The following is an 18,528-nucleotide window of genomic DNA, read 5'->3' on the forward strand; positions in this document are numbered from 1 at the left end:
ACCCGGGACAACGTGCACCGGCAGGCCCCCGTGAGCATGCCGACGTCCGGGACCCTGCCGCTGGAGGGGTACCCACACAGGCACGCCCCCTACCGGCCGAGCACGCCCGGCCGCACCCAGCTCGTGGTACACAACAGCTGAACGGTCATTCCACCCAGCAGTACGTGCAGAGCACGGCGTTGCTCGTCGGTCAGCGCGACTCGAAGGGTGTTCGGCATGGCATCACTCCCCAGGAACGCCTGTCAGACGCAAACAACTTCACCAGCTCCGCTTGGTGCTGTGACCGGATAGGTTCGCCGGGTCTGACGAGGAGACGAGGAGCGGGACCGTGGCGGGCGTGGGGGCGGGCGATGAGTGACAACTACCTGACGGTGATTCCGACCGATCCGTACTGGCAGCCCAGTACGGATGCGGCGGACCGTGCTGCAGTTGTGTTGTCAGGGATGCTGTCTGACGACGATGCCCGACGTGGTCTGGAAGCCAAGTGGCACGACAGCGTCGAGGTGGTCCACTGCTTCGCCAACCTGGAGCAGATCTCCTGCCCGCGGTGCGGCGTGGAGCTCGCACCTGGCTGGTGGGGTGATGCCGTCTCGCAGTGCTACGCCGAGGGCTTTTCGACGCTCGTGGTGACGGTTCCCTGCTGCGACGTTGAGACGTCGCTTAACGAGCTGGTGTACGACTGGCCGATGGGGTTCGCGCGGTTCAGGATCGAGGTTCTGTATCCGAACCGGGCTTGGCTGACCGATGCGGAGTTGGCCTCTCTCGCGGGTGTGCTCGGACATTCCCTGCGACAGATTCTCATCCATATCTAGGGCTGTGACCAGGCACGCTCGGTGGCGTGGTCAGACAAGACTGCGGTTTGAGGGGGCGCCCGCCCCTGCTGATCTCGACGGGGACCGCTCCGGCCGGCGTGTCCGGGGCGGTCTCGGAGCGCCTGGGGCCCCGCGCGGCCTGAACGGGCGGGAACGGCGCCCCTCAGCGGGTGCTGGCCGTCCCGGCACGGCGGCCGAGCAGCGCGCCGAGGACGATCATGCCGAGGCCGAGGATGAGGTGCAGCCGGTTGTCGGCCGTATTCACGGGGACGAAGTTGGCCCCGCTGTCGTGGTCGATCAGCAGCCCGTACAGCCACAGCACCAGGTAGACGACGCCGCCGCCGATCAGGTAGGCGCGGCTTTGGCCGGCGGTGCGGGACAGGGCGATGCCCAGCACGCCGAAGAGCAGATGGACCAGGTTGTGCAGGATCGACACCTGGAAGACGCCGAGCAGCTTGGCGTCGGAGTGGTGGGCGGCGAACTCCATGGTGGCGTAGTCCGTGGTGATCCCGGGGACGAACCCGAGCACTCCGACGAGCAGGAACACCGCGCCGACGGCGAGGGCCGCCAGCTGGACCGGGGTCCGGGAGCGGCGGGAAGTCGTGCCGTGATGAGTGGTCATGTCACGTGTCCCTTAGGGAAGTTGGTGCGATCCGGTGGGCCGGGAGCCCTCATGTGGGCCCCGGTCAAGTACCCCTGGCTGCGGTTGTATGCAGGAGATGAAGGGATCGCTTCCCGGCCGACGGCCCCGCGTCCTCGCGCGCCGGCCGGCGGCCGCGTACCAGGTGGCGGCCACCACGATCGCCAGCGCGGCCTCCGCCGCGTCGCCTCCGTAATACATGACCTGGGCGCCCGTGTGCAGGTCGGCCGCGGCGAACGCGGTGCCGGGCGGCGGCGCGGCGTACAGGGTCTTGGCCAGCACGGCGTGCGCGGTGCCCGCCGCCAGCAGGGTCACCGCGCGCAGGGTCAGGGGCCATCGGCGGCGTACCGGATCGAGCTGGCAGACGGCTGCCGTGAACAGCACCCCGGCGGCCAGGACATGGGCGTACAGGACGGTATGCAGCCACGGCCGGTGCATCGCAACGGACAACAGCCCCGTGCGGTACAGCAGCCACAGGCCGCCCAGGTCGAGCAGGGCCGCCACCGGTGGAAAGGCCACCGCGCCCGTGAAGCGGGAACGCAGCACCGCGAGCAGACCCCGGCGCCCACCCCCGGGAGGCAGGGCGCGCAGGGCCAGCGTCAGCGGACGGGCAAGGACCAGGAGCACCGGGGCCACCATGCCGGCAGCCAGGTGCTGGACCATATGCGCGGTGAAAGGCCCGCCGCCCGGCAGCCTTCCGGCCGCTGCCCAGGCAACCATGGCGCTTCCGGCGGTGAACGACGCCTCCCGCACCCGCGGCCAGGCATCTCCGCGCCGCCGCAGTCGGGCCGCCGCCAGCAGATACGCGAATGCCGTCGGCAACACGAGCAGCAGGGCGGCCGGAAGCGGAAGCTGCCCGGCATGCGCGTGCCCCGGGTTCACGACGTCGGCCCGCGCCGGGCCGCTCGCAGTGCCAGTACGGCACCGGTCAGCAGCAGTACCGCTCCGACGGCGTTCCAGCTCCAGTCGTACGGGGCGACGTCGACGCCGTAGCGGATCTGGTGCAGGCGCAGCAGCTTGTGGTCCACGACGCCGTCGAAGAGCTGGAAGGCTCCCAGGCCGAGGAAGAGCCCGGCCAGGCAGGACGCCGGGAACAGGGCACGGCGGCGCCGCAGATCGGCGTACAGGAAGAGTCCGGCAACCACGGCCAGCAGTTCGGCGGTGTGCAGGAAACCGTCGGACAGCAGACCCACGCCGGGGGTGGAGCGGTCGTAGAAGTGGTGCCAGCCGAGGATCTGGTGGAAGACGATCTCGTCGAGCGCCGCCATCACCCCGATCCCGATCACCGTACCCACCACCAGTGACCTGCGAGCGGGAAGAGAAGGGTACGGAGGGGGCGATGCGGTCATGGGAGATTCCTTCCTGCGAGCAACTCACCCCCGTTGCGCAGGCCGAAGGACGCGAGCCGGTCGGTGCCGGATGTCCGCCGGGACAAGATCAAGTGTGCGCAGGGCGGGTCAACTGCCGCTTTTGCTCGTTGCGCGGCTGGGGTGCTTGGGCCCGGCGGGTCTGTGAGTACCCGCGCACCGGGGGGCCCGCCGGACCGGCCGCAGAGGTACTGCGGCGGGGAAGCCCCTTTCGAGTACCCGTTCAGCAGAACTCAACCAGTCGGCCGCTACCTGGCTGTGAAGCCGCCAGCGGTGGCGGCATGGGATGTTCCCGCCAGGAGCCCGCCCCTTCCGCAGCCCACTTCACCCAGACCGCTGAGTCCGATATCAGGTGCGCGTTGCTTCGTCCGGAAGAAGCGGTCCCATCCTGGGGAGACTTTTGTCGGGCTGTCTGAAGCGGACATTGCGGTTTTGATGAGCGAGGTAGTCGGGAGTCGACGCGGCGTCGTTGTCACTCAGATCGCTGAGCGCTGCCCGCTCGAAGGAGCCGTCCCTCGCCTGCCCAGCACCCGTGACCCGCAGGCACGGGGTGGGGCTAGCCCTACCGTGCAGTTACGTGTCTGCCGTGTGGGCGTGCGGGCGGGATGTCGCGAGGCTTGAGGTATGTACCTTGCAAGTGATCGGGCTGTTGCCGCGGTGGAGCTGGAAGACGTGTCGAAGAGCTATCCCGGTGGTGGGGGGACGCCCGCGCTGCGGGGCGTGAGCGCGGGTTTCGCGGCGGGTTCGTTCTCGGCGGTGATGGGCCCGTCGGGGTCGGGAAAGTCGACGCTGCTGAACTGTGCGGCCGGTCTGGAGCGGCCCAGCGCGGGCCGGGTGCGACTGGCGGGTGAGGACATCGGCGCTCTGCGGGAACCGGCGCTGACCCGGGCTCGGCGGCGGCGTGCGGGTTTTGTGTTTCAGTCATTCAATCTGGTGCCGGCCTTGTCGGTGTGGCAGAACGTGCTGTTGCCGCAGCGGCTGGCCGGGATACGGCCGGATCGGGCCTGGGCAGGCGAGGTCCTGGAACGGGTGGGGCTAACGGGACGTCGGCACGCACGTCCCGATCAGCTCTCAGGGGGCCAGCAGCAGCGGGTGGCGGTGGCCAGGGCGTTGGCGGGACGGCCGGAGGTGGTGTTCGCCGATGAGCCGACCGGTGCTCTGGACCTGTCGGCGGGGCACGAGGTGCTCACCCTGCTGCGGGAGGCCGTGGACGAGTTGGGGCAGACCGTAGTGATGGTCACGCACGATCCGGCGGCTGCCGGGTGGGCGGACCGGGTGCTCTTCCTCGCCGACGGGGTGGCCCACTCGCAGTTGGAGCGTGCGTCGGCCACCGAGGTCGCCGCCGTCATGACGGAGCTGAGCGCCCGATGATCCGGCTTGCTCTGGCCACCGTGCGTCACCGCTGGTGGGCTTTCGTGGGGACGTTCGCCGGTACGGCGCTCGCCGTGGCGTTGGTTGCGGCCTGCGGCACGTTGCTGTTCTCCGCTCTTACGGCTCCTGCCGGGGCGGACCGTTACGCTGCGGCCGACGCGGTGGTCAGCGCCCAGCGGCAGGTGACCGTGCGCGATGGGGACAAGGCCAAGACCCGTCCGCTGTCCGGGGCCCCCGCGCTTCCCGACGGCCTGGAAAGACGGTTGGGGTCGGTGCCGGGGGTGGCTCAGGTGGTGAAGGACGTGTCCTTCTACGCCCAGCCCCTGACCGCCGGCGGAGCTCCCGTCGGCGGGAAGGGCGGTGCCCCGGTGATGGGGCACGCATGGTCCTCGGCTGCGTGGACTCCCTTCCGGCTCTCTGCAGGGCACGCGCCCGGCACGGGTGAAGTGGTGCTGGATGAGGGCCTGGCCCGGCGTGTTTCCGTGCGCCCGGGCGACCCGGTGCGCCTTGCCCTCAGCGAGAAGGTGTCCGTTTTCCGTGTCGCGGGGAGCGCCGCCGCCCCAGGCGGGCCGCAGCTAGCTTCACAGGGTGCAGTGTTCTTCTCCAGCGGTGATGCGGCACGGCTCGCCAGGCCGGGCGATTCCGCCGCGCTGGCCCTGCGCTTCACGCCGGACGCGGACCGGGGCCTGGCGCTGAACGCGGTGCGCTCCGCCGCGGGCCCGCACCTGCGGGTCCTCACCGGGGACCAGCGGGGGCAGGCCGATGCTCCGGCGGTGCAGGTCAACTACGCGGGTGCGGTGGGAGTGTTCGGCTCGATGGCCGGGATCACCGTGTTCGCCGCGTTGTTCGTCATCGCGGGGACCGTCGCTTTCACCGCCCGTCAGCGGCTGCGCGAGCTGGCTCTGCTGCGCACGCTGGGGGCCACGCCGCGCCAGGTGCGCAGGCTGCTGGGTCTGGAGGCGTGGGCGGTCGCGCTGGCTGCGGTGGTGGCCGGGGCCCCGCTGGGATCGTGGCTGGCCGGCCGGCTGGGTGAGCAGTTCGTGGACACCGGGGCGGTGCCGCCCTCGCTGGAGGTGCATGGAGGGGTGCTGCCGTTGCTGACCGCGGCGGTTGCAGGTCTGGTGGTGGCGCGGCTGGCGGCGTTCTTCGCCGGGCGGCGAGCGGCAGGGATCGCTCCGGCGGAGGCGATGCGCGAGTCCGCTGCGGCACCGGCCGGGGGCGGGCTGGTGCGCCTGGTGCTGGGGGCGATTGTGGTGGCGGGCGCGGTGGCGGTGCTGGTTTTCACTCCGATGCGCGGCGGGATCGGTGTGGGCATGGGCTTCATCGCCTGCGCGCTGCTGCTCTGCGGGGCTGCAGCCCTGGGTCCGTGGCTGGTACGCATGGTGTGCTCGGTGCTGGCAGTGCTGCTGCCGGGTACGGCGGGCCGACTCGCGGCTGCCAACACCCGTCGCTTTCCCCTGCGGACGGCCGGAGCGGCGCTGCCGCTGGCGCTGATGTTCGCTCTGAACGCGACGATGCTGCTCAACTCTGTCCTGCTCAGCGACCTCACCGCTCAGGCTCATGCCGAGCGGACGGCTCCCGCGCGTCAGACCATGAGTGCGCCGGGCAGTGCGGGCCTGCCGCTGGATGCCTACCGGGCCGCCACCCGCATGCCGGGTATCAGGAATGTGGACGCCACCGTGCCGATGGAAGTGATGCTCCAACGGGGCAGCAAGCCGCAGCATTACCCCGCCCAGGGCCTGTACCGCGCCGGCCGAGGAGTGCTGGACCTCGGTGTGCAGCGGGGTTCGTTGGACGAGCTCGGCGACGGTGTGGCGGTCAGCGCCGATCTGGCCGGCGGGCAGCACTGGCAGGTGGGTGACACCGTGTCCCTGTGGCTGCCGGACGGCACCCGGATCTCGAAGCCGGTGGTGGCGCTGTACGCCCGGTCGGCCGGCTTCGGCGAGATGCTGCTGCCCGGCCCACTGGTGGCCGCCCACACCGCTCGCCCTGTGCTGTCCGCCGTTTACCTAGGCCAGCAGCCCAGCGGGGATTCCCTCGCGGCGGCGCGGGCGGAGTTCCCCCAACTGGCCTGGGGCTCTGGCGCGGCGGCCGCACGTACGGACGCGGAAGCCGCCTCACAGGAAGCGGCGCTGGAGTTGCTGACCGGGATCTCCGTGGCGTTCACGGCCGTCGCCGTGCTCAATACCTTCGCCCTGGCGGCCCTGGGCCGGCGCAGCGAGTACGCGGGCCTGCGGCTGCTGGGCGCCACCGCCCGGGAGGTGCGGTCCATGGCCGCGCGGGAGGCCGTGCTCACGGTCGGTTCCGGTCTGGTCATCGGGACCGCGATCGCCGCCGCGGTCGTGGGCACGTTCAGCACCGCTCAGGACGGGCACTGGCGCGTGTTCGTCAGCCCCGGCTGGTACGCGGGTCTGCTGACCGGCACGGTACTGCTCGGCCTGGCCGCCGCCGCCCTGCCCACCCGGCTGGTGCTGCGGGCCTCAGCTGCTCCCCAGGCCGGGAGGCAGGAATGAGCGTGACATCGGCCCGCAAGCCTTCTCCGTCCGCTGTGATCAGGCGTGCGGCTCGTAGGGTGCCGGGCATGTTCCCCCGTACGCTCCGGGCGTTGTGCCATCTGCTGCTCGGCGTGCCCGCCGGCATCGGGGCGCTGGTGACCGTGGTCGCAGGGGCCACCGGCTGCGTACTGCTGGCCATCACCCATCTGGGCGCCCCCGCCTTCCTGGTCGCCACCGCCACCGTCCGCCGACTCGCTTCGCTCGAACGACGCCGCGCCTCACTCGTGCTTCCCGCACGTGTCCCGGACCCCTACGTCCCAGTCGAGGCCGCGACTGCGGCCGGCCGGGCCCGGCAGCTCGCTGCGCACCCCGCGACCTGGCGGGACATTGCCTGGCTGACCTGCCTCTTCCCGCTGACTCTGGTCTGTGCCGTGATCGCTGTCGTAGTGCTCGCGGTTGACCTGGCGGCCCTCACCTCGCCTGCCTGGGCCTGGGCCCTGTCCCCGGAGCGCCGCGGCGATCTGGGATTCGCACCGCTTGCCACCCCGGCCCGGCAAGCGGTGACCGTGCTGGCGGCGCTGGCTTTGCTGCCTGTCGTCGCCTGGCTCGTACGCGCGCTGTCCGCCGGGCAGGCCCGCCTGGCAGCCGCGCTCCTGGCCCCGGGCCGTACCCAGCGCCTGACGGAACGCACCGACCGGCTCGCTATCACCCGCAGCCGCGTCATCGACGCCCAGGCCGCGGAACTGCGCCGCATCGAACGTGACCTGCACGACGGTGCCCAGGCTCGCATCGTCGCCCTCGGGATGTCCCTGGCCCTGGCCGACCGGAGCCTCAAAGCCCTCGGCCCGGCCGCCGGCCCCGCCCGGCGGGATCTCGCTGCCGCCCGTGCCGAGGTGAACACCGCGCTGGACGAGCTACGCCACCTCGTGCGCGGCATCCACCCGCCCATCCTCACCGACCGCGGGCTGGACGGGGCCCTGACCGCGCTCTTCGCCGACCACCCCCTGCCCGTCACCACCGACATCCAGCTGCCCCGCCGCCTGGCGCCCGCCCTGGACGCCGCCGCCTACTTCCTCATCGCCGAAGCCCTCACCAATACCGCGAAACACGCCCACGCCACCGGTGCCACCGTGGCTGTGCGCACCCGCCCCGACGGCACCCTGGCCGTCACCGTCACCGACGACGGACACGGCGGCGCCGACACCAACGGCCCGGGCATCTCCGGGCTGCGCCGCCGCATCGAGGCACTCGACGGCACCCTCACCCTCACCAGTCCCCCCGGTGGCCCCACCACCGTGCACGCGGAGTTCCCATGCGCCTTGTAATTGCCGAAGACCTGCTCCTGCTGCGCGAGGGCCTCATCCGCCTGCTGACCGCCACCGGCCACCAGGTGCTGGCCGCTGTAGAAACCGGCCCCGACCTCATCGACGCCGTTACCACCCACCGCCCCGACCTCGCCCTGGTCGACGTCCGCCTGCCGCCCGGCTTCCGCGACGAAGGACTACGCGCCGCAATCGAAGTCCGTACCCGCCAAACCCCAGCCACCCCCGTGATCATCCTGTCCCAGTACGTGGAACGCACCTACGCCGCGGAACTGCTGGCCGACGGCCGCGGCGGCGTCGGATACCTCCTCAAAGACCGCGTCACCGACATCGACGCCTTCCTCGACGCCCTCGAACGAGTCGCCGATGGCGGCACCGCCCTCGACCCCGAAGTCGTCGCCCAGATCTTCGCCCGCAACAGCCAAGACAGCAGCCTGGCCCGCCTCACCCCACGCGAACACGAAGTCCTCGCCCTCGTGGCCCAGGGCCTGTCCAACTCCGCCATCGCCGAACACCTCGTCCTCGCCCCGGTCTCCGTGGAAAAGCACATCGGCAACCTCCTCGCCAAACTCGACCTCCCCGCCACCGGCGACACACACCGCCGCGTCCAAGCCGTCCTCACCTACCTCAACGCCTGAAAAGCGGGGCAACCAGCGACTTCACCTGTCATGGCGAAACGACGCCCGAAGTCAGCGCCGTAACCAGCCGGGACAGGTGCAACCTCCCTCGAGGGGAGGTCTGTTGCGGTGTACTGGCGGTGTAGGTGCGAACGGGAAGCTGTTCAGGCGTGCTGGGGCGCTCCCGGGCGTCGGGAGGATCTTCCAGGGGCCCGCGCACGGTGAGGAGTGGATCGTGACCGGATCGCCGGGGTGAAACGGGCCGCCGTTGCCCGGTGGCGCCGTCTGCTGGGCTTCCCTTGCACCGGTTCGATGACGCCTGGTGACTCGCTGTCGAGCGCGGCGGGCTGACCTTGGGTGCCGGCCGGGAGAGGCTTCCCGTCCGGGGCCGCCCGTGGGGGCCCTCCAGCGGGCTGGTTCTGCTCGGGCGTTCCTGTTCGGGCTCGGGGCAGACTGGTCCTTGTGATTACCCATCAGCCCGACGCTTTCGTGTCGTGCAGTTCCCAGGAGCAGGCGGCGCACGAGACGATCACCGCGTTGCGTCAGGAGATCGTCCAGCTGCGGGAAGCGATCGAGCGGCGGCCTGTGGTGGACATGACTCGCGGCGTTCTGCTGGCGGCAGGGGCACCGGATGCCGATGCCGCGTGGCAGATGCTGCTTGATGCTTCGCAGCACACGAACACCAAGCTGCGGGAGGTGGCCCAGATGGTGATCGCCAGTACCCGGGGCGTCCCTGTTCCCGGACCCGTCGGGGCCCGGCTGCACGCCTTCCTCGCGAAGACCCCTGCCCGAAATCAGGAGAGTGTCGACGGGCTGCGGTCCTAACCCGCCGGCCCTCCCCAGCCCCGAACAAGAAGGGGCCATCCCTGGGCTACCGCACCCAGCCCCCTCTAAACCCTCGGACGGCAGGGGCTTGCCAGCAGTCCAACAGCCTGCTCCGCGAGTACGGGTGACAGCGGCCATCTGAAATTCCCCAGGGACGGCCAGTTACGAATATGACTCTGCGAGTCCGCTCTCCCGCCACCCGCCAGCTCTGGCGCGCTGATCAGCATTCGAGTGGCGCGGTCACCGGCAGGCAGCCCGGCGAAGCATGGGAGGGGCGAAACTCCGGTGGACCGGACCTCCGAAGACCCAGGCGAAGCGCCCCAGTCGGTTCTCGAACCGCACGAACGTGGTGAGAGCGGCCCGTTCGTCATCGAGGGTGACGACGATGTGAAAGGTGACGCGCGCGCTCCTGCCTTCCAGGACACAGCGGTCCGTGGTGCTGTCCAGGATCGGGAGCCCGAACACGTTGTCAGGGGAGAGACGTCGGCGAAGTCCGAGGGCGATGCGCCAGCCGATGGGGATGATGAAGCGCATGGGTTGCGGGGCCTGTTCGGTGATCGCGCGCATCCACTGTTCCGGAGAGCGTGTGTCACCGGCTTGGATGGCGGTGATGAAATCGTCCCGGTAGTCATGATCTTCGAGGGGCGCAGGGGTCATGACCCGAGTTTCCCCCAGACTTCGCAGTCTTCTGCTGCTCCGTGGCATGGTCGGACTGGGCGCCTTCAGGATCGCCGCAGCGATCACTCCTTGCGACATTCGTGGCCAGATGACTCCCCGTTAAGTGGCCGTCAGCGGGAAGTTGGGACTGGTCACTGACACAAGGGCGCGGGGAGGTGAGGAGAAGTCCTTCCGCGCTTCGGAAGGCCCCGTCCGCGAACTCCTTCAGCCGGCCCGGACGTGCCGGCCGCTCCACCGGACCGCCCAGAACGCGTCCCTGCTCACTCCGCGCTCCTCCTGGACGTGCCTGCCACCCACCGCATCCCCATGCCTGCCGGGCTCCGCCCTCTGCACCGGGGCCGTGAATCCCAGCGCTTCGCCGGTCCACCGCACTGCTGGTGTAGGCATCCGCACTCATGACTGCCCCGCCTTCTTCGTGGTCGTCCTCCGCATCCCCAACTGGTCGAGCTCGGCCCGGCGTTCGTCGCTGAGGTTTTCGGCACGTTTACGGATGTTGTCCAGAACCATCCCGAGCTTCACCTCCACCACCTCACGACCGCCAGCGCCGCTCTGAGCGCCTCCCGGACACCGCGACTCCAAGTGCTCCACATGCTTCCTCGGCACCGAGAGGTGCTCTTCACGCGCATGGAACTGCTGGAATCGCCGTGCTGACCGGCGTCTCGAAGCAGCACTGCGTGCGCGGGGAGTCGCCTTCGCGGCAGGTCCGGTCGGGTCGTGGCGGTGCCGCTGTGGCCTGCTGTGCCCCGTACTGCCCCTCTTCGAGCTGTCCGGGCGGTTTTATCCGTGCGTGCGACCTCCCCCGGTCCGTCTTCGCGCTCGCGCTCGGGCTCGGAGCTGGGTCGCGTGGGCCGGGGGAGTGTTGTTTCCGAGTACGTGGCGGGATATTCGGGCCCGTTGCATCCGAGCGGGCCCCGTGGAGGGAAGAGGCAGGACGTATTCCGACCGGCGTCCAGGGAAGGCAGCGCGATGCACCGTACGCGGACGAACGAGAGCCCTTGGGGTGGTGGGCGGTTCCGTGCCGTGCCGGGGCACGAGCCATGGGCGGACCCCGCGCGGTACGGGGTGTCGTACGGCGGGGAGTCACCGTCCTCGGGACTCGCCATCGCCGCGCGCCGTGTCGACGCGGATGTGCCCGGGGTCGTACGGGATGTGCTTGAGGAGTTGTTGCGGGATCGGGTGCGGGAGGCCGCGGCGCTCGACGCGACGTTCGCGGCGGAGGTCGCGGAGCGGGTCGCCGACTTCACGCTGAACGGAGGGAAGCGGCTGCGGTCCCAGTTCCTGTGGTGGGGGCTGCGTGCCTGCAACGGGGGTGCTCGGCCCGGGGTGACGGGCACCGCGCTGCGGGTGGCGGCCGGGCTCGAACTCATCCAGACGTGTGCCCTGGTGCACGACGACGTGATGGACGGCTCCCCTGTGCGCCGGGGCAGGCCCGCCCTGCACGTCACGTTGGGCAGGCGTCACAGCAGTTCAGGGGCGGAGGGTACGGACGAGGCTTTCGGGAGGGCCGGCGCCATTCTTGCCGGGGACCTGGCGTTGAGCTGGGCCGACGATGTCGTTGCCGAGGCCTGGGACGCGACGGGGGTCGGCGGGGAGGTGCGGGTGCGGGTCCGCGAGCTGTGGCGGGCCATGCGCACCGAGATGGTGGCCGGGCAGTATTTGGACCTGCACGGTCAGGTTTCACGGTCCCGTGCGGTGGGTGATGCGATCCGCACCGCGACGCTCAAGAGCGCTCTGTACTCCGTGGAGCGGCCGTTGGCCCTGGGTGCGGCGCTGGCCGGGGCCAACGGGCGGACCAGTGCGGCGCTGTGTTCCGCGGGGCGGTGTGCGGGCATCGCCTTCCAGTTGCGGGACGACCTGCTCGGGGTGTTCGGTGATCCGCGGGAGACGGGCAAGCAGTCCGGCGAGGACATCCGTGACGGCAAGCCGACCTACCTGACGGCGATCGCCCGGGCCCGCGCAGAGGCGTCCGGCAACCGGGCCGCGACGGCCCTCCTCGACGCCTCCCTCGGGGACAGCTCGCTCAGCGACGACGGCCTGGAGCGGGTGAGGGACGTACTGGTGGAGACCGGTGCCCGGGACGTGGCGGAGGCGAAGATCTCGCGTCTTGTGGCGGTGGCTCACAGGCATCTGGCGTCGGTGCCGCTCGTTGCGCAGGCGGAGGAGCGGCTGCGGGGGCTGATGGGCGCGGTCGCCGCCGGGGTGGGGAGGGCGTCGGGCGGTCCGCGTCCGGCCGAGGTCCACGAAGAGGGGCTCCGGTGGGCTCGATGAACAGGTTGACGACGAAGACCGTGCAGGGGGCCGCGAAAGCCCTGAAGGGGCCCACCGACCACGTCGTGGTGGTCGGCGCCGGCCTGGCCGGGCTGTCCGCCACGCTGCACCTGCTCGGCGCGGGGCGGCAGGTCACCGTGGTGGAACGGGCGGACGAGCCCGGGGGACGGGCGGGTCTGCTGGATCGGGGCGGATACCGCGTCGATACCGGTCCGACCGTGCTGACCATGCCGGATCTGGTGGAGGAGGCGTTCGCCGCCGTCGGCCACTCCATGGCGGGCAGGCTGGACCTGGTCCCGTTGCACCCCGCCTACCGGGCCCGGTTCGCCGACGGCAGCGCGCTGGACGTGCACACCGAGGGCACGGCGATGGAGGAGGAGATCGCCCGTTTCGCCGGCGCCCGCGAGGCCGTCGGCTACCGGCGGCTGCGGGCCTGGCTGGAGCAGTTGTACCGGGTGCAGATGCGGCGGTTCATCGACGCCAACTTCGACTCTCCGCTCCAGCTCCTGCACCCCGATCTGGTGCGGCTCGCCGCCCTCGGCGGGTTCGGCAGGATGGACGCCCGGATCGGCCGTTTCCTCTCCGACGAACGGCTGCGCCGCGTCTTCACCTTCCAGGCCCTGTACGCGGGTGTGCCGCCGGCCCGGGCGCTCGCCGCATACGCGGTGATCGCCTACATGGACACCGTGGCGGGCGTCTACTTCCCGCGCGGCGGCGTGCACGCGCTGCCGCGTGCCCTGGCGGCGTCGGCCGCCGAGGCGGGGGCGGAATTCCGGTACGGGCACGAGGTGACGCGGCTGGAGCGTTCGGGCACGGGTGAGCGGATCACCGCCGTGGTCACCGACCGGGGGCGCATCCCCTGCGACGCGGTGGTCCTCACCCCGGATCTTCCGGTCGCCTACCGGCTGCTCGGCAGGCATCCGCGCCGGGCCGTGCCGCTGCGGCACTCGCCGTCGGCGGTGATCCTGCATGCGGGCACCGACCGGACCTGGCCGGAGCTGGGGCACCACACGATTTCCTTCGGCGGCGCCTGGAAGGAGACCTTCCGGGAATTGACCCGCACCGGGGACCTGATGTCGGACCCGTCGCTGCTGATCACCCGTCCCACCGCCACCGACCCTGCGCTCGCTCCGCCGGGACGTCATCTGCACTACGTGCTGGCGCCCTGTCCCAACACGGTCATCGGGCCGGGCGTACGGGAATGGGCGGATCTCGGCCCCCGCTACCGCGACAGCCTCCTGCGCACCCTGGCCGCGCGCGGACTGGAGGGTTTCGCTGCGGCGATCGAGGAGGAGTGCCTGGTGACGCCCGCCGACTGGAGTGCGCAGGGGCACGGCGCGGGAACACCGTTCTCCGCCGCCCACACCTTCCCGCAGACGGGCCCCTTCCGGCCGCGCAACCTGGTGCGCGGCACCGAGAACGCGGTCCTCGCCGGGTGCGGCACCACCCCCGGGGTCGGGGTGCCGACCGTCCTGATCTCGGGGAAGCTGGCGGCCGCCCGGGTCGTCGGCTCCGGGCGGACCACCCGGCCCGCCCCCACCTTCCCCAGCCCTCGCCCCGACGTCCGGAAGGCCTCTGTGCATGACCGACCGTGAGCTCGACGCCGCCGGTATCTCCGAGCCCGGGCTGCGTGACGCGTACCGCCAGTGCCGCCGGCTCAATGCCCGGCACGGCCGCACCTACTTCCTGGCGACGAGGCTGCTGCCCGTCGAACGCCGTCCGGCCGTCCACGCCTTGTACGGCTTCGCCCGCTGGGCCGACGACATCGTCGACGACCTGCACTCCTCGGCCTCCGCAACGGACCGCGCCGACGCGCTCGACGGCCTGCACGTGCGCCTGAAGGAAGGACTGGCCGGGCAGCCCAGCGAGGAGCCCGTGGTGCGCGCGCTGGCGGACACCGCCGCCCGGTACGACATCGAGCACGGCCACTTCACCGACTTCATGGCGTCCATGCGCAGCGACCTGGTCGTCACCGGGTATCCGACGTACGAGGACCTACGGGCGTACATGCACGGCTCGGCTGCGGTGATCGGGCTCCAGATGCTGCCGGTCCTGGGCACGGTCGTGCCGCGCGCGGAGGCGGCTCCGCGCGCCGCCGCGCTCGGGGTGGCCTTCCAACTGACCAACTTCCTGCGCGACGTGGGCGAGGACCTGGACCGTGGACGGGTCTATCTGCCGGAGGACCTGCTCGCCGCGCACGGTGTCGACCGCGAACTGCTGGCCTGGAGCCGTCTGACGGGTCTGCCCGACCGGCGGATCACCGCCGCGCTGCGGAACGTCGCGGAGCTGACCCGCGCCGTGTACCGGGAAGCCGCGCCCGGGATCGCGCAGCTCGATCCGGTGGCCAGACCGTGCATCCGTACCGCATTCGTGCTGTACGGGGCGATCCTGGACGCCGTCGCGGACGACGGGTATCGAGTGCTGCACCGTCGGGCCGTGGTGTCCCGGCGGCGGCGGGCGGTAGTGGCCGTGGACGGGCTGGTGCGTGTCGCGGTGGCCAGGGCCCGTACCGCCGGAACCCGGCCCAAGTACGGCGCCGCCGAACCGCCCGCTACGACGGAGGGGTCCGGGGGCGTCGCGGCGCACGACGGACACGTTCGGAAGGAGACAGTGTGAACGACGCGAACGAAGCCGACGACCGGAACCGGCCCGGCGGCAGCCCTTGGTCCCGGAGCGGGCGTTTCCCCCTACGCCTGCGCCGCGGCCCCGTGTCCTGGGAACGGCAGCGGCCCACCTGGCGCGACGCCTCCCCCTCGGTGATCGCCGCCGCCCTGAAGCGGGCGCAGGCCCGTCCTTCGGGCAATTGGTACGTGGTGGGGGCGTCCGGTGACGTCCCGGTCGGCCGGCCGCTGGGGCGGGTCGTCGCCGGTACCGAGATCGTGCTCTGGCGGGGCGAGGACGGTGGCGTGCGGGCCGGAGCGGGGGCGTGCCCGCATCTGGGGGCGCCGTTGAAGGACAGCAGGGTGCGGTGCGGCACGCTGGTGTGCCACTGGCACGGACTGGCCCTGGACGGGGCACCGTTCGCCGGGTGGGAGCCCTTCCCGGTGCACGACGACGGGGTGCTTTTGTGGGTGCGCCTGGATCGGACGGGTGGCGAGGAGCCGCTGGAGCGGCCGGTGGTGCCCGTGCGGCCCGATCCGGCCGACGCGGTATCGGCAGTGTGCACGGTCGTGGGACGGTGCGAGCCCGAGGACGTGGTGGCCAACCGGCTCGATCCGTGGCACGGCGCCTGGTTCCACCCGTACTCCTTCGTCGACCTGACGGTGGTCGGTTCGCCCGGTGCGGAAACGCCCGGTGCGGACGGCTCCGAGGACTCCTTCGTGGTGGACGTCTCCTTCAAGGTGGCGGGGCGCGCGGTGGTGCCGGTGCGGGCGGTCTTCACCGCGCCCGAGCCCCGTACCGTCGTCATGCACATCACCCGGGGCGAGGGGGCGGGGTCCGTCGTCGAGACGCACGCCACCCCGCTGGGCCCCGACGCCTCGGGGCGCCCGCGTACTGCCGTGGTGGAGGCGGTGGTCGCGGCGTCCGACCGCAGGGGCTTCGCCGTGGCGCGGGCCGCCGCACCCGCACTGCGCCCCCTCATGCGGGCGGCGGCGGGACGCCTGTGGCGCGACGACATCGCTTACGCGGAGCGCCGTTGGGCGCTGCGCAGCACCGGGCGCTTTCCGGGCTGAGCCGTCCGGCCCGGTGCGGTACGCCCGTTCGCGGCGTACGTACGGCACCGGGCCGCGCCCCGGGTCAGGTCCCGGCGAGCCGGGCCAGGGCCCGCAGGCCGGAAACCCGGCCCTTGTCGGGGACCGTCCACAGGGTCTGGCCGCGCAGCCCCCACCGCTCCAGGAGCGCGTTCGCGGCGAGGAAGCCGGTGGTGGCCGCCCGCTCCATCAGCGCGACCGGCAGGGACGTACGCACCAGGTCTCCGGCGAGGACCACCGCAGGGTCGGGCGTGCGGACGCCGGGCCGCGCGCGGTGGCCGCCCACCTCGAACAGCGGGCAGTCGGCGCGCCATTCGTGCCGTGCGTCGATCACTTTCGCGTCCCGGGTCTCGGGATACACGCGGTGGAGTTCGGCCAGTGCCCGGTCCTGGACCGTCGTACGGTCGGCAGCCGGATCGACGGCGTACGCGTGGAGCTCGACGACGGAGCCGCCGGTGCGGGCGGCCCAGCGGGCGGCTTCGCCCTCCCAGCGGTCCAGCACGCTGACGTTGTCCAGCGGACCGAAGCCGCCGGTGCCGAGGAAGCCCGGCCGGTCCGCCGCGACCGGACGGTCCAGCCAGAGCCGGGAGACCAGGAAGGGCGGGGCGGTGCGCAGCCGGTCGATCCGCTGCCGCCAGGCGGCGTCGCCCAGCGACGGGGAGCCGTCCACCACCTTCCGCAGGCCGCCGGTGTCCAGGGCGAGGACGAGACCGTCGTACGTCTCCTCCCCGGTTGCGGTGCTGACGGTGACGCCGCCACCGCGCGCGGGGGCGGCGGCGAGCACGGGAGTGCCGGTGCGCAGCCGCACGCCGTGCCCGGCCAGGTAGGTGGCGAGGGGGTCCCACAGCGCGGTGGGGAAGGGTTCGCGGGGCACGTCGAAGAGGAGGCCCTCGCTGGAGCCGAGGAAGTAGATGTGGAACATCAACACCAGTTCGGCGGCGGACAGTTCGCGCGGGTCCGCGAAGAAGCTGCGGGAGAACACCTCGAAGGCGAGGTGTTCGGCGGCTGCGGGGAAGCGGATGCGGTCGAGGAAGTCGCGGGCGCTGACGTGGTCGAGGCGGTCGTACACCTCGGGCACCCGTACGTCGAGCAGGGGCAGGGCGGCGCGGGCGTCCATCCGGGCGAGGTCGCGCCAGCCGAAGGCGGGGCTCAGCGCGACGAAGCCGAGGGCGCTCCAGGGCGGGGTGCGCGGGACGCGGGCGAAACTGTCGCGCAGTCCTTCGCTGTGCTGGAGGGGGTAGTCGGGCAGGCCGGTGAGGGTGTTGAGGCCGGGGTCGACGCGGCGGAGCAGGCCGCGGAGGTTGTAGTACTGGCGGAAGAAGGCGTGGAAGCCGCGGCTCATGGTGGCGGCCGAGCCGTCGGCGAGTTCGACGGGCCAGCCGGCGAGGCGTCCGCCGAGGGTGTTCTCACGTTCGAACAGGGTGACGCGGACGCCGCGTTCGGCGAGGGCGGTGGCCGCGGCGAGTCCCGCGATGCCGCCGCCGACGACCGCGGCCTCGGGGCCGGGGCCCTGTGCGCGGGCGCGTCCGGCGGGACCGGGCACGATCACCGCGCGGCGGTCGCGTCCCCTGCGGGGTGCGTACGTGCGGGCGCTCATCGGGTTGCCCGCGTCTCGGCGGGGGCGGCGGCGAGCAGAGTGTGGACGATGCCGGTCTGCCAGCCGGGCATCGGCAGCACCCGTACGGAGGTGAAGCCCGCCCGGCGGAGGCGTTCCGCGCAGGCGCCGGCGGTGTCGAAGTCCGTGACGCTGCGCAGCAGATGGCGGTAGAGGTCACCGTCGCCGAAGGCCCGGCCCGCGGGCAGCACGACGCCGTGGCAGACCGCGCTCCACACCGCGCGGTCGAGGGACCTGCCGCTGAGGGTGTACTCGTGCACCGCGAGCCGTCCGCCCGGGGCGAGGAGGCCGCGGACGGCGGCCAGGACGGCGTCCGGGTCCCGTACGTTGCGCAGGAGGTAGGCGGCGAGCACGGCGTCGAACGGGCCGTCCACGCCCGCCTCCTGGAGCTCTTCGGCGGGTGCGTGGACGAAGGTGACGTTCGACGGCCAGGGCTTGGCCTCCGCCTGGTCGAGCATGCCCCGGGAGGCGTCCGCGGCGACGATCTCCGCCCGGGGGGCGGCCCGTAGCAGGGCGGCGGTGGAGGCGCCGGTGCCGCAGCCGAGGTCGAGCAGGCGCAGCCCCGCGCCGCCGTCGGGCAGTCCGAGCCTGCGGGCGGAGCGGCGCAGGTGGGAGTGGTAGCCGGGATTGGCCGCCGTCAGCCGGTCGTAGGTGCGGGCGGCGTGGTCGAAGGCCGTGGCCAGGGCCTCGTCACGGAGCAGGCTCATGCGGTCCTTTCGGGAGGATGGCTGGTGCTGGTGCTGGTGCTGGTCGGTGGTGGTGTCGTCGGTCGAGGTGCCGTGGTCGTGGGGGAGGCGGGCGCCGGGTCGCCACTTCCTACACATGG

At 72.0% G+C, this 18,528-nt stretch carries 17 protein-coding genes; 10 read left to right on the forward strand and 7 right to left on the reverse strand.

Annotated elements, in window-relative coordinates; all coding sequences use genetic code 11:
- Nucleotides 1–350: 350 nt before the first annotated feature.
- Nucleotides 351–812 (forward strand): hypothetical protein, encoded by a 462-nt coding sequence (locus ACZ5PB_RS09435; protein WP_468689310.1) that lies wholly within the window; start codon nucleotides 351–353, stop codon nucleotides 810–812.
- Between the two features lie 163 nt (nucleotides 813–975).
- Here ACZ5PB_RS09435 and ACZ5PB_RS09440 read toward each other — a convergent pair whose 3' ends face one another.
- Genes ACZ5PB_RS09440 through ACZ5PB_RS09450 form a run of 3 tightly spaced genes read right to left on the reverse strand, consistent with a single transcriptional unit; the run spans nucleotide 976 to nucleotide 2,801 of the window.
- Nucleotides 976–1,434, reverse strand: a complete 459-nt coding sequence (locus tag ACZ5PB_RS09440) for a DUF4383 domain-containing protein (RefSeq protein ID WP_468689312.1) — start codon at nucleotides 1,432–1,434, stop codon at nucleotides 976–978.
- Nucleotides 1,435–1,446: 12 nt separating this feature from the next.
- Nucleotides 1,447–2,277, reverse strand: a complete 831-nt coding sequence (locus ACZ5PB_RS09445) for a cytochrome c oxidase assembly protein (RefSeq protein ID WP_468689314.1) — start codon at nucleotides 2,275–2,277, stop codon at nucleotides 1,447–1,449.
- 53 nt (nucleotides 2,278–2,330) lie between these two features.
- Nucleotides 2,331–2,801 (reverse strand): DUF2243 domain-containing protein, encoded by a 471-nt coding sequence (locus ACZ5PB_RS09450; RefSeq protein WP_468689315.1) that lies wholly within the window; start codon nucleotides 2,799–2,801, stop codon nucleotides 2,331–2,333.
- 642 nt (nucleotides 2,802–3,443) lie between these two features.
- Here ACZ5PB_RS09450 and ACZ5PB_RS09455 point away from each other — a divergent pair.
- From ACZ5PB_RS09455 to ACZ5PB_RS09475, 5 genes are all read left to right on the forward strand, one after another.
- Nucleotides 3,444–4,190 carry an ABC transporter ATP-binding protein gene (locus ACZ5PB_RS09455; protein ID WP_468689317.1) on the forward strand — a complete coding sequence of 249 codons (747 nt, stop codon included), beginning with the start codon at nucleotides 3,444–3,446 and terminating at the stop codon, nucleotides 4,188–4,190.
- The gene (locus tag ACZ5PB_RS09460; RefSeq protein WP_468689318.1) at nucleotides 4,187–6,703 is read left to right on the forward strand and encodes an FtsX-like permease family protein; all 2,517 of its coding nucleotides are present in this window, start codon (nucleotides 4,187–4,189) and stop codon (nucleotides 6,701–6,703) included. Before ACZ5PB_RS09455 ends, ACZ5PB_RS09460 begins: the two co-directional genes overlap by 4 nt.
- Nucleotides 6,704–6,771: 68 nt before the next feature.
- Nucleotides 6,772–8,010 (forward strand): sensor histidine kinase, encoded by a 1,239-nt coding sequence (locus tag ACZ5PB_RS09465; RefSeq protein ID WP_468689320.1) that lies wholly within the window; start codon nucleotides 6,772–6,774, stop codon nucleotides 8,008–8,010.
- Entirely contained in the window at nucleotides 7,998–8,645 is a 648-nt protein-coding gene (locus ACZ5PB_RS09470; RefSeq protein WP_468689322.1) for a LuxR C-terminal-related transcriptional regulator, read from the forward strand. The genes ACZ5PB_RS09465 and ACZ5PB_RS09470 overlap by 13 nt, the downstream gene beginning before the upstream one ends.
- Before the next feature lie 441 nt (nucleotides 8,646–9,086).
- The gene (locus ACZ5PB_RS09475) at nucleotides 9,087–9,449 is read left to right on the forward strand and encodes an ANTAR domain-containing protein (RefSeq protein WP_468689324.1); all 363 of its coding nucleotides are present in this window, start codon (nucleotides 9,087–9,089) and stop codon (nucleotides 9,447–9,449) included.
- Nucleotides 9,450–9,689: 240 nt separating this feature from the next.
- Here the strand turns inward: ACZ5PB_RS09475 and ACZ5PB_RS09480 are convergent, their stop codons facing one another.
- A complete protein-coding gene (locus tag ACZ5PB_RS09480; protein WP_468689325.1) occupies nucleotides 9,690–10,106 on the reverse strand; it encodes a DUF2867 domain-containing protein in 417 nt (138 codons plus the stop codon).
- 414 nt (nucleotides 10,107–10,520) lie between these two features.
- Complete coding sequence (locus tag ACZ5PB_RS09485; protein WP_468689326.1) at nucleotides 10,521–10,646, reverse strand: hypothetical protein; 126 nt, start codon at nucleotides 10,644–10,646, stop codon at nucleotides 10,521–10,523.
- Between the two features lie 447 nt (nucleotides 10,647–11,093).
- Between ACZ5PB_RS09485 and ACZ5PB_RS09490 the strand changes: the two genes are divergently transcribed.
- From ACZ5PB_RS09490 to ACZ5PB_RS09505, 4 genes are read left to right on the forward strand one after another with little or no spacing between them, the layout of a single operon-like run.
- On the forward strand, nucleotides 11,094–12,395 hold the full coding sequence (locus ACZ5PB_RS09490) for a polyprenyl synthetase family protein (RefSeq protein ID WP_468689328.1): 1,302 nt from the start codon (nucleotides 11,094–11,096) through the stop codon (nucleotides 12,393–12,395).
- On the forward strand, nucleotides 12,392–13,990 hold the full coding sequence (locus tag ACZ5PB_RS09495; RefSeq protein ID WP_468689329.1) for a phytoene desaturase: 1,599 nt from the start codon (nucleotides 12,392–12,394) through the stop codon (nucleotides 13,988–13,990). Before ACZ5PB_RS09490 ends, ACZ5PB_RS09495 begins: the two co-directional genes overlap by 4 nt.
- The gene (locus ACZ5PB_RS09500; RefSeq protein WP_468689330.1) at nucleotides 13,977–15,011 is read left to right on the forward strand and encodes a phytoene/squalene synthase family protein; all 1,035 of its coding nucleotides are present in this window, start codon (nucleotides 13,977–13,979) and stop codon (nucleotides 15,009–15,011) included. The genes ACZ5PB_RS09495 and ACZ5PB_RS09500 overlap by 14 nt, the downstream gene beginning before the upstream one ends.
- Entirely contained in the window at nucleotides 15,008–16,069 is a 1,062-nt protein-coding gene (locus ACZ5PB_RS09505) for a DUF5914 domain-containing protein (RefSeq protein WP_468689331.1), read from the forward strand. The genes ACZ5PB_RS09500 and ACZ5PB_RS09505 overlap by 4 nt, the downstream gene beginning before the upstream one ends.
- A 64-nt stretch (nucleotides 16,070–16,133) precedes the next feature.
- Here the strand turns inward: ACZ5PB_RS09505 and ACZ5PB_RS09510 are convergent, their stop codons facing one another.
- On the reverse strand, nucleotides 16,134–17,684 hold the full coding sequence (locus tag ACZ5PB_RS09510; RefSeq protein ID WP_468689333.1) for an FAD-dependent oxidoreductase: 1,551 nt from the start codon (nucleotides 17,682–17,684) through the stop codon (nucleotides 16,134–16,136).
- Nucleotides 17,681–18,409 (reverse strand): class I SAM-dependent methyltransferase, encoded by a 729-nt coding sequence (locus ACZ5PB_RS09515; RefSeq protein WP_468689334.1) that lies wholly within the window; start codon nucleotides 18,407–18,409, stop codon nucleotides 17,681–17,683. Before ACZ5PB_RS09515 ends, ACZ5PB_RS09510 begins: the two co-directional genes overlap by 4 nt.
- Nucleotides 18,410–18,528 lie beyond the last annotated feature (119 nt).

It is taken from the genome of Streptomyces sp. NPDC032721 (assembly GCF_055579625.1).

Excerpts from the sequence above, each read along its gene's own strand:
- ACZ5PB_RS09490 (WP_468689328.1), top strand. The coding sequence starts at position 11,094 with ATGCACCGTACGCGGACGAACGAGAGCCCTTGGGGTGGTGGGCGGTTC.
- ACZ5PB_RS09500 (WP_468689330.1), top strand. The coding sequence starts at position 13,977 with ATGACCGACCGTGAGCTCGACGCCGCCGGTATCTCCGAGCCCGGGCTG.
- ACZ5PB_RS09515 (WP_468689334.1), bottom strand. The coding sequence starts at position 18,409 with ATGAGCCTGCTCCGTGACGAGGCCCTGGCCACGGCCTTCGACCACGCC.
- ACZ5PB_RS09455 (WP_468689317.1), top strand. The coding sequence starts at position 3,444 with ATGTACCTTGCAAGTGATCGGGCTGTTGCCGCGGTGGAGCTGGAAGAC.
- ACZ5PB_RS09460 (WP_468689318.1), top strand. The coding sequence starts at position 4,187 with ATGATCCGGCTTGCTCTGGCCACCGTGCGTCACCGCTGGTGGGCTTTC.
- ACZ5PB_RS09440 (WP_468689312.1), bottom strand. The coding sequence starts at position 1,434 with ATGACCACTCATCACGGCACGACTTCCCGCCGCTCCCGGACCCCGGTC.
- ACZ5PB_RS09450 (WP_468689315.1), bottom strand. The coding sequence starts at position 2,801 with ATGACCGCATCGCCCCCTCCGTACCCTTCTCTTCCCGCTCGCAGGTCA.
- ACZ5PB_RS09510 (WP_468689333.1), bottom strand. The coding sequence starts at position 17,684 with ATGAGCGCCCGCACGTACGCACCCCGCAGGGGACGCGACCGCCGCGCG.
- ACZ5PB_RS09465 (WP_468689320.1), top strand. The coding sequence starts at position 6,772 with ATGTTCCCCCGTACGCTCCGGGCGTTGTGCCATCTGCTGCTCGGCGTG.
- ACZ5PB_RS09480 (WP_468689325.1), bottom strand. The coding sequence starts at position 10,106 with ATGACCCCTGCGCCCCTCGAAGATCATGACTACCGGGACGATTTCATC.
- ACZ5PB_RS09470 (WP_468689322.1), top strand. The coding sequence starts at position 7,998 with ATGCGCCTTGTAATTGCCGAAGACCTGCTCCTGCTGCGCGAGGGCCTC.
- ACZ5PB_RS09435 (WP_468689310.1), top strand. The coding sequence starts at position 351 with ATGAGTGACAACTACCTGACGGTGATTCCGACCGATCCGTACTGGCAG.
- ACZ5PB_RS09495 (WP_468689329.1), top strand. The coding sequence starts at position 12,392 with ATGAACAGGTTGACGACGAAGACCGTGCAGGGGGCCGCGAAAGCCCTG.